Genomic DNA, 18,122 nt, shown 5'->3' on the forward strand with positions numbered 1-18,122 from the left:
CCGAGGAAGGGAAGCGGCACTTTTATGCAACTCGGTGCTGTGGCGCCTGCCCGTCGCCCGGCGCGGCGCCTACGACGCCGGGGCGGCCGTCGTGTTCAAGCGGCCGTAGCCCGAACCGATGTGGTCTTCGATGAGGTGCTCGAACGACGGCGTCTTCGCGGTGAGGATGTCGTCGAGCAGCGCCTTGTGCTCCTGCACGATGATGCTGTGATAGTCGTCGACGCGCACGCGCCGGGCCAGCAGGAACAGGGCGACCTGCCACTTGATCGCTGTCCACGCCGTGTAGAGGCGTGAGTGGTCAGCGAGCACGAAGATGCGGTCGTGAAAGTCGATGTCGAGTCGAACGAGCTTGGCCTTCTGCTCGCTCTTCACCGCGAACTCCATCTCGGCAATGATGGCGTTCAGGTCGTCGACGGCCTCGGGCGAGACGCGCTCGACGGCGCGTGCCCAGGCCAGTTTCTCGAGTGCGATGCGCAGCGTCGAGAGTTCGAGAAAGTCCTGCTGCGACAGGCTGACGACAGACGCTCCTTTATAGGGGAGCGAGACGACGAGCCCCTCCTGCTCGAGATGCAGCAGTGCCTCGCGAACCGGTGCGCGGCTCACGCCCAGCGTGCTCGAGAGGCTCACTTCGCTGAGCCGCTCTCCCTGAACCAGGCGCCCTTCGAGGATCGCCTCCCGAAGCTCGTTGACTGCGGCGCCCGATAAACCGGAGCGGGGGAGTGTGTCCATAGAGGACACCATACTGGACAAAAATGCGCGTCGGTAGATTGTCGACAGTCGGCAGAATTGTGCTAGCTTGTGTGAATCAACAGCGCTCCATAACCACGTCGGTTGCTCGCTTTTCGGGATTCCGACTCCAAGAGATTAGGGACACTTCGTGAAACGAAACGTGCGAGTCACGCTGCTGGGTGCAGCTCTGGCTATCGCTCTCACCGCCTGCGCTCCGACCACCTCAAACACCGGAGGTGATGACTCCGGCACCTCCGCTGACGCCGCCCTCTACGGAGGAACGATCGAGACGGCCGCCGCGTCAGACCCCGAGACCTTCGACCCCGCCGTCTGCACCGGCGCCACCTGCTGGAACATCATGCGCATGGTCTTCGACCGCATGTACGACTACAAGGGCGAGACCAGCGAGCTCAAGCTGCAGGCCGCCGAAGACTTTCCCGAGGTCAGCGACGACGGCCTGACCTACACGATGAAGCTCAAAGAGGGGCTGACCTTCTCGAACGGCGACCCCGTCACCGCGAAAGACGTCGCCTACTCGTACGCTCGGGTTCTCGACCCCGCCACGCAGGCCGGACTCGCCGAGTTCTGGAAGGGCATCGCCGGGGCCGAGGAGTACGCCGCGAACCCCACCGGCCTTCCTTCTGGCATCGAGGTCGTCGACGATCTGACCCTCAAGATCACGCTGACCTCGCCGAACTCCTCGTTCAAGTACGTGCTGGCGATGCCGGCCGGCTCGATCATCCCCGAGGGCTCCGGTGACACGATCGGTACCGAGCCCGTCGGCTCCGGCCCGTTCACGCTCACCGACTTCACCCCGGGTGTCGAGGTCAACCTCGACCGCAACGCCGACTACTGGGATTCGCCGCGACCCTACGTCGACGGCGTGCACATGACGCTCGGCGTCGACCCCGACAACCAGGTGCTGATGCTGCAGAAGGGCGACATCGACCTGATGGGCAGCCCGATTCCGCCAGCCAAGTTCCTGCAGGTGACCACCGACGCGAAGCTCGCCGACCAGATCGTCGAGATCGAGAAGCCGAGCATCTACTACCTCGCCATGAACATGACCACGGCGCCGTTCGACAACCCGAAGGTGCGAGAGGCCATCTCGTACGCCTTCGACCGCGACGCGCTGCTGAAGCTCGTGAACGGTCAGGGCAAGCCCGCCACGGAGTTCATCCCGCCGGGAGTGCTCGGCTACTCGGGCGACGACATGACCCACGGTAAAGACGTAGAGAAGGCCAAGAAGCTGCTGGCCGAGGCCGGCTACCCGAACGGACTCGAGACGCAGATGTTCGCCTGGAACGTCGCACCGTTCTCGGCTCTCGCACCGCAGATGCAGCAGGACCTGAAGGCCATCGGCATCACCGTCGACTTGCAGACCCTGGCGCCGAACACCTTCGCCGAGCTCGCCGGTAGCGGAAAGGCGCCGCTGGCGCTGACCTTCTGGGTCGCCGACTACCCCGAGGGATCCGACTTCCTGCAGGCTCTCATGAGCTGCGCGACCGCTGTGCCCCAGGGCCACAACTACGCGTACTACTGCAACGAGAAGATGGACGCCAGCGTTCAGGAGGCCCTCGCGGCCACCGATCCCGACGTCGCCACCGAGAAGTACACCGAGGCCTCCGAGCTCATGCTGAGCGAGAACCCGGTCGTGCCCCTCTACTTCGGCACCAAGACCGAGATCCACGGCCCGACCGTCGGCGGCTACTTCCCGCAACCGATCTGGGGCTGGGACATGGCCGAGTACTGGAAGACCGACGGGGAGAAGTCCCGCTCGTAGCACCCGCACAACCGCTCGGTGTCGGCGGCCGTCTCGACCAGACGGCCGCCGTCACCGCACCGGCACCGGCACCCCACCGAAAGAAAGCGCAATGACCGCACTTCTCGAAGTCTCAGACCTCGTCGTCGACTTTCCGACCTCGTCAGACGGGGTGTTCCACGCCGTCGACCGGGTGTCGTTCACGGTGAGCGCCGGTGAGCGAGTGGGCATCGTGGGCGAATCGGGGTCGGGCAAGTCTCTGACCTCGCAGGCTCTGATGCGTCTCGTGCCCAGCCCCGGCACCGTGTCTCAGGGAACGGTGCTCTTCGAGGGCGAAGACGTGATGTCGTTCTCGCCCAAGAAACTGCAGACCTGGCGCGGCTCGCAGACCGCCATGGTCTTTCAAGACCCCATGTCGAGCCTGAACCCGCTGATGCGCATCGGCCGTCAGATCACCGAGTCGCTGCAGGTGCACCTCGGTCTCTCGAAGGCCGAGAGTCGCACCCGGGCCATCGAGTTGTTGCAGAAGGTGGGCATTCCCGACGCCGAGTCGCGGCTCAGCGACTTTCCCGGGGCGTTCTCCGGCGGCATGCGTCAGCGGGTCTGCATCGCGATCGCCACCGCCTGCTCGCCGAAGCTGCTGATCGCCGACGAACCGACGACGGCCCTCGACGTGACCGTGCAGGCGCAGGTGCTCGACCTGCTCGACAACATGGCCAGCGAACTCAACACCGGCGTCATTCTCATCAGCCACGACCTCGGCGTCATCTCGAGCTTCTGTGACCGCATCCTGGTGATGTACGCCGGCAGAATCGTCGAGCAGGGCACCGCCGAGCAGATCGTCGGTGACCCCCAGCATCCGTACACCAAGGCGCTGCTGGCCTCGATCCTCAAGCTCGGAGAGCCGATTCCTCGCCGGCTGCGCTCGATCTCGGGCGCGCCGCCCACCGCGGGTCACCGGCCGGCCGGATGCTCGTTCGCTGCCCGGTGCGCCTCGGTCATCGACACATGCCTCACGATCGACCCGGCCCTCGTACCCGCCGAAAACACCCGGTCCACGAACACCACCGCCATGAGCGCCACGACCACGTTCGCCGGAACCCCGGAACAGCTGGTCGCCTGCGGCGTCGCCGCCCCGGCCGCGTTCGCGATCAGCGAGGGAGCGACCGCCGCATGAGCACCTCTCTTCTCGAGGTCAACGACCTCGAAGTCACCTTCCGGCGTTCGGCGGGGCCCGGCCGCAAGGCCGCATCCGTGCCCGCCGTGCGCGGGGTGAGTTTTCAGCTCGAGGCCGGCACCACGCTGGGTATTGCGGGCGAATCCGGATCGGGCAAGAGCACGATCGCTCGAACACTGATGGGCATCAACACGCCGTCTGGCGGATCGATGAATCTCAACGGTGAAGACGTCACCGGGCTCAAGGGCCGTCGCCTGGCCGAGTACCGGCAGACGATGCAGATGATCTTCCAAGACCCGTACGACTCGCTCGATCCGCGCATGACGGTGTCGCAGACCCTGCTCGAGGCGATCAAGCTGCGCAAGACGAACAAGCCCGTCAGCCCGATGGCCGAGGTGCACGAGCTGCTCGACAAGGTGGGCCTCTCGCGCAGCTTCGCCTCGCGCAAGCCGCGGGAGCTCTCGGGCGGTCAGCGTCAGCGCGTCTCGATCGCACGTGCGCTCAGCGTCGACCCGCGGCTCATCCTGTGCGACGAGGCCGTCTCGGCGCTCGACGTCTCGGTGCGAGCCCAGGTGCTCAACCTGCTGAAAGACCTGCAGGAGGAGCTGGGCCTCGCCTACCTCTTCATCTCGCACGACCTCTCGACGCTGCGTTTCATGGCCGACTACGTGGGCATCATGTACCTCGGCAAGATCGTCGAGCTCGGTACGCGCGACGAGATCTTCGACCGTCCGCAGCACCCCTATACCCGCGCCCTGCTCTCGGCCGTTCCCGAGCCCTTGGTCATCGACCGCACCGTGCGCCTTCCGCGCGTGCGGCTCACGGGCGAGCCGCCGAGCTCCACGAATCCGCCGTCCGGCTGCAGCTTCCACCCCCGCTGCCCGCTGGCCCAGGATGTCTGCCGAACGGTCTCTCCGGCAGCCCGGCCCACGGCATCCGGCCAGGTCGCGGCCTGCCATTTCGCCGACCCCGAACTGGTGGTGGCAGAGGCATGAGCGAAGCGATTCCCGCCGCCGCGATCGTCGACCCGGCCGAGCTGGGCGACAAGCCCGTGCGCGCCCGCGAGGTGTGGCGCAGCCTCACCAGAGATCCCGCCGCGCTGATATCGATCATCGTGCTCGTGCTGTTGGCGCTCATCGCCCTGGCGGCCCCACTGCTCTCACCGCACGACCCGCTGCAGACCTTCCCCGACCAGGGCCTCGGCCCGCAGGGGCAGCCGCTGCCGCCGGGAACGCCGGGCTTTCTGCTTGGCACTGACGCGCTCGGGCGCGACCTGCTCTCGCGACTCATCTACGGCGCCCAGGTCTCTCTCATCATCGGCATCGTCGCCAACGGCCTCGCCACCGCCTTCGGCGTTCTGGTGGGCGTGGTGGCCGGCTACTTCGGCGGCGTCGTCGAGGCCGTGCTCATGCGCATCACCGACGTGGTCATCTCGTTCCCCATTTTGCTGCTCTGCACTGCGCTCATCGCCGTGACCACGCGCAGCACCTTCAACGTGATCATCGTGATCGCACTCATCTACTGGACGACGCTCGCCCGCATCATCCGGGGCATGGTTGTGTCGCTCAAGGAACGCGAGTTCGTCGTGGCCTCACGCACGCTGGGCCTGTCGCACCGCGCGATCATGTGGCGTCACATCCTGCCGCACCTCGTGCCCGCGATCATCGTCTACACGACCCTCGGCGTCGCCTCGTCGATCCTCATCGAGAGTGCGCTGTCGTTCCTGGGCATCGGCGTTCCGATTCCGCAGGCGTCGTGGGGCCAGATGATCTCCGACGGAAGCACCTACTTCCAGATCGCACCGTGGATGCTCTTCATTCCCGGAATCTGCCTGATCGTCACCGTGATGGCGTTCAACCTGGTGGGCGACTGGCTGTCGGACATGCTCAACTCATCGACCCCGACGGCGAGGTAGTCGCATATGTTCTGGTGGATCCTGCGTCGCCTCGGTCAGATGGCGATCGTGCTGTTCGGCGTGGTCAGCCTCGCCTTCCTTCTCGTCTACGCGGTGCCGGCCGACCCGGCCACGACCCTGGCCGGACCCAATGCCAGCGCCGCGACCATCGCATCCATTCACAAGCAGCTGGGCCTCGACGAGCCGCTCTGGCAGCAGTACCTCGGCTTCATCGGCCGGCTGCTCACGGGCGACCTCGGCACCTCCTATGTGCTGCGCGAGACCCCGGTGTTCGGGCGCATCGCCGCGGCGCTGCCGACGACGCTGCTCGTCGCTGTCGGCGGAATCATCTGGCAGATCCTGCTCGGGGTGCCCGCCGGCATCTACGCTGCCTACCGCCGCGGTAGCTGGGTCGACCGCGTGATCACGTTCATCTCGCTGATCGGCCTCTCGGCTCCGCCCTTCTGGCTCGGTCTGCTGCTGATCTACTACTTCGCCTTCACCTGGGGCCTCTTCCCGCTCAACGGCCTCGGCGACCCGGTGATCTGGTTCCTCGTTCTGCCCACCTTCACGCTGGGCGCCGGCGGCGGCGCCTGGTACGCCCGCATGACCCGCACGAACATGATCGAGACGCTCGACTCGCCGTTCGTGCGCATGGCCAGGGCGAAGGGGATGCCGGAGCACGTCATTCTCTGGAGGCACAGCTTCAGGCACATCGCGATTCCCCTCATCACGATGATCGGCCTCGACTTCGGCTACTTCCTCGGCGGCGTCGTGATCGTGGAGACCGTGTTCGGACTCAACGGCATCGGGCGTCTCGCGTTCGACGCCATCTCGAACCTCGATACCCCCATGATCGTGGGCACCGTGCTCTTCGCCGCCATCTTCATCGTGGTCGTCAACTTCATCGTCGACCTGCTCTATTCGGTCATCGACCCCCGCGTGCGCCTCAACAGCTGAGCTCGCCCGACCGCTTTCGTTCTCTCTATTTCGTCACCCCGCTCAATTTCAAAGGAGATTCACCATGGACACCCCCAAACTTCGCGTCGCCGTTGTCGGAGCCGGTCGCTGGGCCGTTCGTTCGCACATCCCCGGCTGGCAGCGTGACCCCCGGGTCGAGGTCGTCGCCCTGGCCGAGGTGAACGAGGAGGCTCTGAAGGCCGCCGCCGAGGAGTTCGGCATCGCCCGCGCTGTGACCGACTACCGCGAACTGGTGAACGACCCCGAGATCGACGTGATCGACGTGGCCACCGGCAACGCCATGCACTTCGAGATCTCGATGGCCGCCATCGCCGCGGGCAAGCACGTGCTGTGCGAGAAGCCCGTGAACAGCGACTACCTCGAGACCCGACGCGCCGCAGAGCTCGCCGCCCAGAAGGGCGTCAAGACCAAGCTGGGCTTCACCTTCCGCTTCGCGCCGGCCATCCAGTTCGCCAAGCACCTGATCGACACCGGCTACATCGGCGAGCCCTACATCTTCAACGGCTACGAGCAGAACAGCCAGTGGCTCGACCCGCAGACCCCGCTGCGCCAGGTCGACCTCGAGGCCTCGCCCGACCGCATCGCGGTGTCGTCGATCGAGGGCTACGGCGCTCCGATCATCGACATCATGCACTGGTGGCTCGATGCCCCCATGACATCCGTCGTCGGCACGATGCGCAACTTCGTTCCCGAGCGCATGGTGCGCGACACGGGCAAGATGCAGGCCATGAACATCGACGACGGCGACATGTGGATCGCCGAGTTCGAGAAGAACCGGCTCGGCAGCATCCAGTCGTCGTACGTGACCGTGGGCAACTTCCCCGGCATCGAGGCGCGCATCTACGGTTCCGAGGGTGCGATCATCGTGCGCCTCGTCGAGGAGAACGGAATCTGCCAGACCATCAAGGTGGCGAAGAAGGACTCGGTCGAGTTCGTCGAGCTCGAGATCCCGCAGGAGTACTTCCCCGAGGGCGGAGCGTCGACCGAGCCGTGGCCGTTCCTCTTCTACTCCAACCTGGTCAAGGACTTCGCCACCGAGATCCTGAGCGGCGAGGAGTTCAACCAGGGCGACTTCGGACAGGGCGCGCTCGTGCAGGAGACGATCAACGCGTTCGAGAAGTCGTTCCGCACCCGCGCCTGGTGCGACTTCCCGCTCGCGACGACCGACACCGCTGCCGAGCTGGACTCCTCCGAGGCCGACACCGAAGGCGAGCTGGTTCGCTGATGAGCCTCGACACCGTGACCGCTGCCTCGGTGGGGCTCGACCCCCACGCCTGGGGCGATCTCGCCAGCGACGAGGCAGCCGCCGGAATGCTGCAGATCGCGCTCGCCGCGGTCGATGTGCCCGGCGTCGACTACGCCGACGTGCGCCTCATCGAGGCCGAGGAGCTGCGGCTCTACTCGACACTCGAGGCCGGCGTCGACGAGCGCGTCGAGAACAATCTCGGCATCGGAGTGCGTGTTCTCTACCGCGGCAGCTGGGGCTTCGCGTCTCTGCCGATCTGGGACACGGCTGACGTCTCCATCGCGGCGAGCCGGGCGCTCGCCAACGCGCGGGCGGCCGACTCCGTGAGCAACGCCTACCGCACCGAGCTCCCGCCGCTGCCGGCCGCGAGTGGCCGCTACCTCACCGAGGTCGCCATCGATCCGTTCGGGGTCTCGTCGTCGGCACGCTACGACCTGCTCGCAGAGATCCTCGCGGCGGCCAGCAAGCCTGCCGAGATCGTGATGGCCCAGGCCGGGCTCAACGCCAAGCGTCAGCACCGGCACTTCGCGAACACCGAAGGGTCGGTGCAGCACCAGCACTTCATCGAGAGCGGAGCCATGGCGCTCGTGAACGCGGCCGGCAACGGCACGATGCAGCGTCGGTCGTTCCCGAACTCGTTCCACGGCAACACCGCCCAGGCGGGCTGGGAGTACGTGGAGGGACTGCGCATGGTCGAGGAGGCCGACCGCATCGGCCGCGAGGCCGTCGAGCTGCTCACCGCGCCGCTGGCCCCGGCCGGATACGCCGACTTCATCATCGGCCCGGCCCAGATGGCGCTGCAGATCCACGAGTCCACGGGTCACGCGCTCGAGCTCGACCGCATTCTGGGAGACGAGGCCAACTACGCCGGCACCTCGTTCATCACGAAGGATGCTGCGGGGTCGATGAAGTACGGCTCGCCCGCGGTGAACATCACCTCCGACCCGACCGTCCCCGGTACGCGGGGCTCGTTCGGCTTCGACGACGAGGGAGTGCCTGCATCGCGCAAACCCCTCATCAGCGAGGGCATCATCCAGAACTTCCTGTCGACCAGGGACTCGGCCGCGCGCATCGGCGCCGAGTCCACCGGCGCCGCGCGGAGCGATGGCTGGGGCTACCTGCCCGTGTGCTTCTCGACCAACGTGTTCCTCGAGCCGGGCTCCGGATCGACTGAGGAGCTCGAGGATCGCCTCGGCAACGGCTTCTACATCGACGACAACCGCAGCTGGTCGATCGACGAGCGTCGGCACAACTTCCAGTTCGGCACCGAGGTCGCCTACGAGGTCACCAACGGCAAGCGCGGTCGCCTGCTGCGCGGATTCTCGTACGGAGGAACCACCCCCGAGTTCTGGCAGTCGGTCGAGGCCGTCGCCGGGCCCGAGGAGTTCAAGGCCTTCGGCATGCCCTGCGGCAAGGGCGAACCCAAGCAGTGGGGGTTCCTCGGCCACGGGGCCTCACCCACTCTCGTGCGCAACGTTCGGATCGGAGTCGACAAATGACCGACATCACCTCATCTCGCACCGCGGAGACATTCGCGCCCGCCCTCGGGGGCGACCGCGCGACGGATGCGCTCGAGCGCGCTCTGCAGGACGCTCCCGCCGACAAGGTCGAGGCGTTCATCACCTCGCGCTCGGGTGACTTCACCCGCTTCGCCGGCGCCCGTGTCCATCAGAGCCAGGCCATCGACGAGGTGCAGATCATGGTGCGAGCCGAGGTCGACGGGCGAGTCTCGCGCGCGGCATCCAGCTCGTTCGGCGCGCTCGGCGCCGCGGTCGACCGCGCCTGCTCGGCCGCCGCCCAGCAGGCGAAAGACGGGGTCGCCCCGGCGCCGCTGCGCACCGAGCTGCCCGCTCCCGGAACCGACACCGTGGCCAGCGCGTTCGACCGCTCGCTGCTCTGGGGAGACGACACCGCCGCCTGGTCGGTCGTCGACCACGCCCGCCTCGCAGACCGCGCCATGAACGAGGCGAACGCGCTGGGCGGACAGGCCGCCGGCATGTTCGGGCGCGCTGTCACAGAGGTGGCGTTCCACGATCGCGAAGCGCACCTCTCGCGTTATGCCTACGCATCCGAGGCGCAGGGGTCGCTAACCGTTCGCATCGACGACGGCTCTTCGCACTGGAAGGACATGTCGCGGTTCTCGAACCGGCTCGGCGCCGAGGCGGCCGTCACGCGCACCCTCGCCGAGGCATCCAGAACCCGCGGCCGGGCCAAGCTCGAACCGGGCGAATACGACGTCGTTCTCGGTCCCCTGGCCGCCGGCGAACTGCTCGACTTCTTCGGCGCGTTCGGATTCACGGGCTCGGCCCTCAGCGCGGGATTCGGAGCCATCGCGAATCGCGGAGGCGAACTCGTGGCCTCGTCGCTCGTCTCGGTTCACGACGACGCGACGAGCGACGTCGGACTCCCGTTCCCGTTCGACTTCCAGGGCACATCGAAGCGCGACGTTCCGATGATCGCCCACGGCATCGCGCAGTCGGCGGTGACCGATCGCGAGACCGCGTACGCCCTGAAGAGCGAGTCCACGGGCAACTTCCACATCGCCCGCGAGGAGGCCCCGCACGCGATTCCCATGAACGTGATCCTGCGCGGTTCCGAGCCGACAGAGGAGGAGCTCATCTCGGGCATCGAGAACGGCGTCTACCTGCAGCGCTTCTGGTACACCCGCACGGTCGATCCGGTTCGCACCACGATCACCGGCGTCACCCGCGACGCCTGCTTCATGATCAAGAACGGCAAGATCGCCTACCCGGTCGAGTCGATGCGCTTCACCATGAGCGTTCTGGATGCTCTGGCCCGCGTCGACGGCGTCGGTCGCGACTACCTGAGCCAACCGCTCATGAACGTCTTCAACGGCTCGGCCTCCGCGCCGGCCATCCGGGTGCGGGGCTTCTCGCTCGGCACCGCTCCGATAGCGAAGGGATAGCGCCGATGACTCTGCGCACGAATGCCGACCGCCTGGTCACCCAGATCCTCACCGGCGAGGTGTGGCCGCCGCTCGCCGACCGTCACGGCTACCGGGTGGATGCCGACGGCAACCCGTTCCTGCTGCCCGGCATGGGCGGGGTCACCATGGCCGCGCACATCGGCGACGCGGCCACGGGCTACGCCAGCGACCACCTCGAGCCGGGCCTCTCCATTCGCCACGCGAATGCCGAGGCCAATGCGGCCCTGCAGTTCTTGAGCTGCGTCGGCAACACCATCACCGTGCGCTCCGGCCCGGCGACGGGAGCGCAGGGCACGGTGCTGGGCCAGCACGCCTATGTGCTCGCAGACCTCGAGACAGACGACCTCGCCCAGATCACGACCGGCGACAAGGTCAGCATCGAGGCCGTCGGCCAGGGGCTCGAGTTCCTCGACCACCCGCAGATCCGGGTCAAGAACCTCGCCCCGTCGCTCGTCGACCACCTGCCGTTCTCCACCGCCGCCGACGGCACGCTCGCCGTCGAGGTCGCCATGCGCGTTCCGGCCGAGGCCGCGGGCGCCGGTGGAGGAATGCTGTCGGAGTTCGCGAACACCGACCTGATGGGCGCCTACCCCGGCCTGTCAGAGGACCTGTCGCTCGGCCTCGAGTCGCTGCGCATCGGCGACATCGTTCTGCTCGAAGACCAGGACCACTCGTTCGGCCGCGGCTACCGGCCCGGCTACGTCACCGTCGGCGTGATCTCCACCGGTGAATGCCGACTGTTCGGCCACGGGCCCGGTCCGTCTACCCTGCTCTCCGGCCCGGCCTCGGCCTTCTCCATCTCTGTGAGTGACACGGCGAATCTCGCCCACGCGCTCGACTCCGCCGCATCCGCCGCTCACCAGGAGGCAGACCATGCCTGATCTCGTCGCCAACAACCTGCTCGGCATCGCCGAGCACGCCGCTCTCACCCCGATGGTGGCCTACAAGATCGACCGCGACGGGCATCCGTATGTTCCCACCGGCGACGGCGGAATCGTACTGGGAGTGCACCTCGGCGACAGCGTCTTCGGCACCGACGGCGACCACGTCGCGCCCGGCGTGACGCTGGTGCACCCCGACCCCGGCGCGCGCTTCGGCCTCACCGCGTTCTCGTGCATCGGCAACGAGGTCGTCATCCGCTCGGGCCTCGCCGCGGGAGCTGTCGGCCACGTCGTGGGCAAGCGCGGCGAGAGCGGCCGCGTCATCGCCGCGTTCGACGACGAGACCATGGCCAAGATCCTTCCCGGAGACCAGATGAGCGTGCGCTCGCTGGGCCAGGGCTTCGCGCCCGAGGGGCTGCCGGGCGACGTCGCGGTCATGAACGTCGATCCCACCCTCTTCGCATCGCTGCCGATCTCGACCGTCGACGGTGTCGCATCCGTCGATGTGGCGGGCGTGCTGCCCAGCAAGGTCTGCGGCAACGGCATCGGTCGCCCCGCGCAGATGTGGGACGTCGACCTCGCCGTGGTGCACGACTCTCCCGACCTCGCGGGCCGCGACATGCGGCTCGGAGAGCTGTGGGCCATCGAGAACCTCGACGTGCGGCACAACATGGGTTACCGCGGCGGTTGGGTCACCATCGGTGTGATCTGCCATGGTGGATCGCCGATGCCCGGCCACGGACCGGGTCTCGTGCCCGTGCTGTGCGGGCCGCTCGACCAGCTCCGTGCCGTCGTCTCGTTGCCGGAGGCTTCGCCGGCACTCACGACCGACGTGCTCGCCTCCCTTCCCCGCCTCGCGAAATGAGCCCAGTGACCTCGCCCACGAAGATCCTCATCTCGACGTTCCTCGAGCAGCAGTACGTCGACGCCATCGCGTCGGCCCCGGATGTCGAGGTGCTGTACGCCCCAGAACTGCTGCCCGAACCGCGGTATGCGGCCGACCACGGAGGGGTGAAGCCCACCCTCGACGCCGCCGCCGAGGAGCGCTGGCTCGGCCTCCTCGCCCAGGCAGACGTGGCGTTCGACTTCGACTGGAGGGATCCCTCCAGTCTTCCGACGAACGCGCCGAAGCTGCAATGGATCCAGGCGACCAGCGCGGGAATCGGCGCCTTCATGTCGAGGACCGGGCTCGACGCATCCGACATCGCCGTCACCACCGCGGCCGGCACGCACGCCGTGCCGCTCGCCGAGTTCGCGCTCACGGGTGCGTTGCACTTCATCAAGGGGGTTCCGCACCTCGAGGAGCAGAAGCGGCAGCACCGCTGGGAGCGCTACACGACGCGCCAGCTCGCGGGTCTCGGCGTCTCGGTCGTGGGCGTGGGTGGCATGGGAAGCAACGTGATCTCGGTGTTCGATGCCCTGGGCGCGCGCGTGACGGCGGTCGGCCGACCAGGGGGCTCGTACGAGTTGCCCGACTCGGTGACGCTGAGCGACACGTCGCGGCTCGCGGAGGTGCTGCCCAGCACCGATGTGCTCGTGCTGTGTTCCGCGCTGACGCCCGAGACAGAGGGGCTCATCGGGCGCGACGAGCTCGCTCTGCTGCCCGAGCAGGCCATCGTGGTGAACATCTCGCGCGGACAGGTCGTCGACGAGGAGGCGCTGATCGAGGCGCTGAGATCTCGTCGACTGCTCGGAGCCGCGCTCGACGTGGTGACGAGCGAGCCCCTGGCCGCCGACTCTCCCCTCTGGGATCTCGACAACGTTCTGCTATCGCCGCACTCCGCCTCGACGGTCGCGAGTGAGAACGCCACGCTGACCGAGCTGTTCCTCGAGAACCTGCGCCGCTGGCGCGCGGGGGAGCCGCTGAAGAACCTGTACGAGCGCTCGCGGGGGTACTGAGCCGCTCGTCGATCGAGTTGCGCGCGTCCGGTGTGTTCACCCGGGCGCGCGCTTCATTGTGCGGGTGTCCATTGTGCGGGGCGTCATTGCGTCGGGGCTCAGGGCGTCGGGCCCAGCACGTCGGGGCCCCGCGCGTCGGGCCTGCCGCGCGGCGTTCTCTACGCGAAGCGCGCGATGAGCTGCACCTCGACGGGAGCGCCGCCGGGCAGCGACGCGACGCCCACGGCGGCACGCACGGGTAGCGGTGCCCCGGGCATCCGGTCGACGATCACCGCGCTCGCGGCATCGGCGATGCTGCTGTGGCGCTCGTAACTGGAGGTCGCCGCGATGAAGACCGTGAGCGAGACGACCTCGACGAGGTGCTCGCCCGGGCCCAGGATGCTCGTGGCGGCGTCGAGCGCACGCTCGGTTGCGAGGGCGGCCAGTTCGCGGCCGCTGTCGTCGTCGATCGTGTCGCCCAGGGTGCCGCGGGCGACCAGGGTGCCGTCGCGGCGCGGGGTCATGCCCGCTGTGTGCACGAGGTCGCCGACGGCGCGCGCCACGGCGTACGCGCCTGCGGGGCGTGGCGCATCCGGTGCAGCGGCGGAGCCGGTCGGGTCGCTCGCGGTGCGCGCGACTTTTGTGGCGCTCGGTGCGGCCGGGTCGCTCACGCCGAGATGCCCGCGCGGGTGGCGAAGCCCGTGAGGCACGTCACCATGAGGTCGAGGGCGGCGGCCCATTCGGCCTCGTCGCGGGCGTAGCAGATGCGGAAGTGGCCGGTTCCCTGGGCCCCGAATTGATACCCGGGCGAGACGATGACGCGGGCCTCGCGCTGCAGGGCCCCCGCGATCTCCACGTCGGTCGCGCCGAACGCCGAGACGTCGACGAAGAGGTAGGCGGTGCCGTTCTGCGGGTGCATGTGCAGCCCGGGAACCGCGCCGAGTTTGGCGACGGTCATGTCTCTCAGCGCCTCGAGGTCGGCGATGCGCTCGGCGAGGAAGTCGGCGTCGCCGGTGAGCCAGCGACCGAGCAGGCGCTGGGAATAGGCCGGTGCGCGAAGAGAGGTCATGGCGAGGCACTGCTCGACGTTCTGGATGATGCTGTTCGGGGCGACGATCACGCCGATGCGGAATCCGCTCATCGACTCGGTCTTCGACGGGCCGAGCAGCGTGATCGAGCGCTCCGGCATGCCGGGCTGCGTGCGCAGGTGATGGAACGGGGTGTTGCCGTAGACGAGGCGGCTGTAGAGCTCGTCGACCATCACGAGAAAGTCGCCGGCGACGGCCAGCTCGGCGACCCGGGCGATCATGGCCTCGGAGTAGATCGCGCCCGTGGGGTTGTTGGGGTGGCTGAACATCAGCAGCTTCGGCTTCTCGGCGCTGAGCTTCTCGATGAGCTCGAGATCGAGGGTCGGCTCGTCGGTGTCGAAGAGCAGGGGGATGCGCTCGACCCGGGCGCCGAGGAACTCGAGGATGCGCTCGCAGAAGAGGTAGTCGGGGTCGGCGAGCAGCACCAGGTCGCCCTCGTTCACGATGGCGGAGAGGGTGGTGAAGATCGCGCCCTGGGTGCCGGGGGTGAGGGCCAGGTTCTCGGCGCCCACGTCGGAACCGAGGAAGGTCGAGATAGGGCCGGCGAGCGATTCGAGCACCTCGGGGGCGCCGCGGTAGGGGGTGTACGCCCACGACCCGTTGTCGATGGCAGTCGCCATCTCCCCCTGGATCCAGGCGGGAGGGGGGAAGCGCACGGTGTCGAAGTGGGTGGTGTCGAGGAGCCCATTGCCTCCGCCGTCGAGACGGAGCGAAACGTCGGCCTCGCGCACCGAGACGCCCGGGGTGGCCTCGCGCTTCGGCAGATGGGTGCGCAGAACGCGGTCGCTCGGGGAGACGGTGGCCTCCGGCGAGGTCTGACGAATCGAGGGGGAGATGGTCATCGAGGCTCCTCAGCGTGGGGTCGCGCAGGTCATGCGGACAAACGCAGCCGCCCGAGATGCAGACGACTGTCGTTTGTCGACAATACACCGAAAGGCTGAACGCGGCGAGTTTTGTCGAGACGCGGGGTCTCACGCCGGCTGACGGCGCCCCACGGCCGACGGCAGCCCACGGCGGCCGAACGGCGGCCGAATGCGCGCCGAGTTGCACAAAAATGCCGCCTCCCGATGAAGGGAAGCGGCATTTTTATGCAACTCGGTGCTGAGGCCGAATGCGGCTCGATGCGGCTCGGAGTTCGAGCCCTTAGTTCTTGAGCGCGGTGAACGACGGAATGCGGTCGCGCTCGATATGCGCGTATGCCACCGACTCGGCGACGCGTTCGTTGCCCGAGGCGATCGCGTCGCGCAGGGTGACGTGATCGTGGAACGCGTCGTCGGCATCCAATTGCGACGTCAGGTAGAACAACCAGATCATGCGGCCCGAGACCGAACGCATGAGCGTGGTCATCAGCTCGTTGCCTGCCAGGTCGACGATGGCCTCGTGATACGAGGTGCTCGACTGGGCGATCTTGTAGGCGTCGCCCTCGTGCACGAGATTCTGCGAATCGTGCAGCGCCTCATCGAGGGCGGCCATGGATGCGCCGGATGCCACCTGCCGTGCGGCATAGCGGGCGGCCCCGACCTCGAGGCAGAGACGCAGATCGAAGAGATCGTTGACGCCCTTCTCCGTCCACGTCTCGACGACGGCGCCGCGGCGAGGGTAGGTCTTTACGAAGCCGTCGCGCTCGAGCTGCGGCACGGCCTCGCGCAGGGGTACCCGCGAGATCTGAAGCTCTTCGGCGAGGCGCTGCTCGGCCAGCCGCGTGCCCTGCGGGTAGCGGCCGAGGATGATGCCTTCGCGCAGCGCCAGGTACGCCTGCCGAGACAGCGACTCCGGGCGGACGAAGGCGGTCGAGTCGGTCTCCGTCGTCACGGGTTCTCCTTGAATCGAGGTGAAGAGAGGCGGGGCCGTCGGCGAACCGAGAGCCCCGCCTGTAATCAGAATGGCCTATTTGGCAATCGAGAGCAGGCTGAAGTCGAGTTCATTGGCTCCGATGTTGTGCGATTCGGCGACGCCGTCGAGCCACTTCTGCGACACGACCCAATCCTTGTTGTACGACAGGTTGAGGTAGCAGCCCGTCGCGGAGTAGGTCTGAGCGGCCTTCGCGAACAGCGCCTCGTCGCCCGTCTTCACTGCCTGGTTCAGGTCGGCGTCGGTCGACGGGTCGTCGCAGAGGAAGTAGTTGATTCCTCCGGTCTTGTCCCAGAAGACGTGTCCCCACATGTAGGGGTTGCCGCCGTCGGGTCCGTTGTTGCCGTCGATGAACGCATCCGGCCCCTGGGTGGGGTCGTTCGCCCAGCCGAACACCTGCGACGTCGGGTAGCTCTGCGCGGTCGCCTTGATGCCCGTGGTCTGCAGGTTGGCCGTCACGATGTTCGCCATCTGCTCGGCGTTCGTGTTGCCCGAGGCGTAGCCCACGACCATCGGGGTGCCCTCGGGCAGGGTCTTGGCGTAGTCGGCCATGACCGAGGGGTCGTATTCGATGTTCTGCTTGTCCGAGCCGTCGGAGATCATGCCCTTGGCGTAGAGCGTCGTCGCCGGCTCGGAGCGGGCGCCGAGAACCTGGTCGACGAGCTTCTTCTGGTCGATCGACTGCATGAACGCCATCCGCGCCTCTTTCTCGGCGAAGAACGGCTTGCTCGGGTTGACGGTGACCAGCGCCGACTGGAGGGTGGGCAGCATGTCGCTGTTGAACGCCGGGTTGCCGTCGTACTTGTCGAGGCTCGACGACGGCAGGGCCGCCACGATGGCCGACACGTCGCCCTTGTCGAAGGCGAGCTGCAGCGACGAGACATCGCTGTAGATGGGCAACTCGACCGTGGTGAACGGCGACTTCGTGCCCCAGTAGTCGTCGTACTGCGTGAGCGTGTACTTCGCCCCAGGCTCGACGGCGCTGAGTTCGTAGGGCCCCGTGCCCAGGTCGTGGGTCTGCAGATAGGTCTGCGCGTTGTCTGAACCCGCGTTCGCCGCGAGGCCGGTGGGCGACACCATCTTCGGACCGAACGGCGAGGCCAGGTAGTCGAGGAAAGCGGAGTTCGGCTCGGAGAGGGTCACGACGGCGGTGAGGTCGTCGGGGGTCTCGACGGATGCGACGCCGGCGGCCATGTAGGCGGCCCCGCCATCGACATCGACCCGGCGCTGCAGCGAGGACTTGACGGCGGCCGAGGTGAACGGGGTTCCGTCGTGGAAGGTGACGCCCGACTTGAGCGTGAACGTGTAGGTCGTGAAGTCGGGAGAGACCGTCCACGACTCCGCGAGGCGCGGCGCTATCTCGACGGTGTCGACGTCGTTCTTGTACTGCACGAGGCCCTCGTAGGTGTTGAGCACGATGGCCAAGCCGTTGTTGGCGTAGTACACGTCGGGGTCGGGCGGCTGGCCGATGTCGCCGAGCAGGCCGATGGTCAGTACGCCGTCACTTGGCGCGGCGTTGGGCGTTGTCGACGCGCCGTTCGCCGAACAGGCTGCGAGCGCGAGCATGGGCACGACCGCCAGAACGGCGAGGCCGGTTCTGACGAGCTTGCGGATGTTTCGAGATGTCACTTTCAACTCCTTGGAGAGGGGGTGGGGTGGGACAGGGTGATGGAGCGAGGTGGTGCGGT

Annotated in this window: 16 protein-coding genes; 11 read left to right on the forward strand and 5 right to left on the reverse strand. The window is 67.4% G+C overall.

From position 1 onward, the window contains the following. Positions 1-69: 69 nt before the first annotated feature. Positions 70-729: a GntR family transcriptional regulator gene (locus tag CCK87_RS10380; protein ID WP_055854958.1), complete on the reverse strand. Its 660-nt coding sequence runs from the start codon at positions 727-729 to the stop codon at positions 70-72. Positions 730-877: 148 nt separating this feature from the next. Between CCK87_RS10380 and CCK87_RS10385 the strand changes: the two genes are divergently transcribed. The 11 genes from CCK87_RS10385 (at position 878) to CCK87_RS10435 (ending at position 13,516) form a co-directional block, all read left to right on the forward strand. Continuing rightward, a complete protein-coding gene (locus tag CCK87_RS10385; RefSeq protein ID WP_140162814.1) occupies positions 878-2,512 on the forward strand; it encodes an ABC transporter substrate-binding protein in 1,635 nt (544 codons plus the stop codon). A gap of 91 nt (positions 2,513-2,603) precedes the next feature. Beyond that, complete coding sequence (locus tag CCK87_RS10390; protein WP_086461388.1) at positions 2,604-3,668, forward strand: ABC transporter ATP-binding protein; 1,065 nt, start codon at positions 2,604-2,606, stop codon at positions 3,666-3,668. Next, positions 3,665-4,663: an oligopeptide/dipeptide ABC transporter ATP-binding protein gene (locus tag CCK87_RS10395; RefSeq protein WP_086461389.1), complete on the forward strand. Its 999-nt coding sequence runs from the start codon at positions 3,665-3,667 to the stop codon at positions 4,661-4,663. The genes CCK87_RS10390 and CCK87_RS10395 overlap by 4 nt, the downstream gene beginning before the upstream one ends. Then, entirely contained in the window at positions 4,660-5,583 is a 924-nt protein-coding gene (locus CCK87_RS10400) for an ABC transporter permease (RefSeq protein ID WP_086461390.1), read from the forward strand. Before CCK87_RS10395 ends, CCK87_RS10400 begins: the two co-directional genes overlap by 4 nt. Positions 5,584-5,589: 6 nt before the next feature. After that, positions 5,590-6,522, forward strand: coding sequence for an ABC transporter permease (locus tag CCK87_RS10405; protein WP_055779358.1), 933 nt, complete (start codon positions 5,590-5,592; stop codon positions 6,520-6,522). A 64-nt stretch (positions 6,523-6,586) separates the two neighbouring features. Beyond that, positions 6,587-7,768 carry a Gfo/Idh/MocA family oxidoreductase gene (locus CCK87_RS10410; RefSeq protein WP_086461391.1) on the forward strand — a complete coding sequence of 394 codons (1,182 nt, stop codon included), beginning with the start codon at positions 6,587-6,589 and terminating at the stop codon, positions 7,766-7,768. Further along, positions 7,768-9,288 carry a TldD/PmbA family protein gene (locus CCK87_RS10415; RefSeq protein WP_055854963.1) on the forward strand — a complete coding sequence of 507 codons (1,521 nt, stop codon included), beginning with the start codon at positions 7,768-7,770 and terminating at the stop codon, positions 9,286-9,288. Before CCK87_RS10410 ends, CCK87_RS10415 begins: the two co-directional genes overlap by 1 nt. Further along, positions 9,285-10,715 carry a TldD/PmbA family protein gene (locus tag CCK87_RS10420; RefSeq protein WP_086461392.1) on the forward strand — a complete coding sequence of 477 codons (1,431 nt, stop codon included), beginning with the start codon at positions 9,285-9,287 and terminating at the stop codon, positions 10,713-10,715. The genes CCK87_RS10415 and CCK87_RS10420 overlap by 4 nt, the downstream gene beginning before the upstream one ends. Before the next feature lie 5 nt (positions 10,716-10,720). Next, positions 10,721-11,617: a DUF4438 domain-containing protein gene (locus CCK87_RS10425; protein ID WP_086461393.1), complete on the forward strand. Its 897-nt coding sequence runs from the start codon at positions 10,721-10,723 to the stop codon at positions 11,615-11,617. Further along, a complete protein-coding gene (locus tag CCK87_RS10430) occupies positions 11,610-12,482 on the forward strand; it encodes a DUF4438 domain-containing protein (protein ID WP_086461394.1) in 873 nt (290 codons plus the stop codon). The genes CCK87_RS10425 and CCK87_RS10430 overlap by 8 nt, the downstream gene beginning before the upstream one ends. Beyond that, on the forward strand, positions 12,479-13,516 hold the full coding sequence (locus tag CCK87_RS10435; RefSeq protein WP_086461395.1) for a D-2-hydroxyacid dehydrogenase: 1,038 nt from the start codon (positions 12,479-12,481) through the stop codon (positions 13,514-13,516). The genes CCK87_RS10430 and CCK87_RS10435 overlap by 4 nt, the downstream gene beginning before the upstream one ends. 158 nt (positions 13,517-13,674) lie before the next feature. Here the strand turns inward: CCK87_RS10435 and CCK87_RS10440 are convergent, their stop codons facing one another. The 4 genes from CCK87_RS10440 to CCK87_RS10455 form a co-directional block, all read right to left on the reverse strand. Next, positions 13,675-14,166 (reverse strand): RidA family protein, encoded by a 492-nt coding sequence (locus CCK87_RS10440; protein WP_170927240.1) that lies wholly within the window; start codon positions 14,164-14,166, stop codon positions 13,675-13,677. Continuing rightward, entirely contained in the window at positions 14,163-15,425 is a 1,263-nt protein-coding gene (locus CCK87_RS10445; protein ID WP_140162815.1) for an aminotransferase class I/II-fold pyridoxal phosphate-dependent enzyme, read from the reverse strand. Before CCK87_RS10445 ends, CCK87_RS10440 begins: the two co-directional genes overlap by 4 nt. Before the next feature lie 301 nt (positions 15,426-15,726). Next, positions 15,727-16,395: a GntR family transcriptional regulator gene (locus tag CCK87_RS10450; protein ID WP_086461397.1), complete on the reverse strand. Its 669-nt coding sequence runs from the start codon at positions 16,393-16,395 to the stop codon at positions 15,727-15,729. A 75-nt stretch (positions 16,396-16,470) separates the two neighbouring features. Continuing rightward, positions 16,471-18,063: an ABC transporter substrate-binding protein gene (locus CCK87_RS10455; protein WP_212638215.1), complete on the reverse strand. Its 1,593-nt coding sequence runs from the start codon at positions 18,061-18,063 to the stop codon at positions 16,471-16,473. Positions 18,064-18,122: the final 59 nt, after the last annotated feature.

The organism is Agreia sp. VKM Ac-1783 (assembly GCF_900177765.1).
Taxonomy (GTDB): Bacteria; Actinomycetota; Actinomycetes; order Actinomycetales; family Microbacteriaceae; genus Agreia.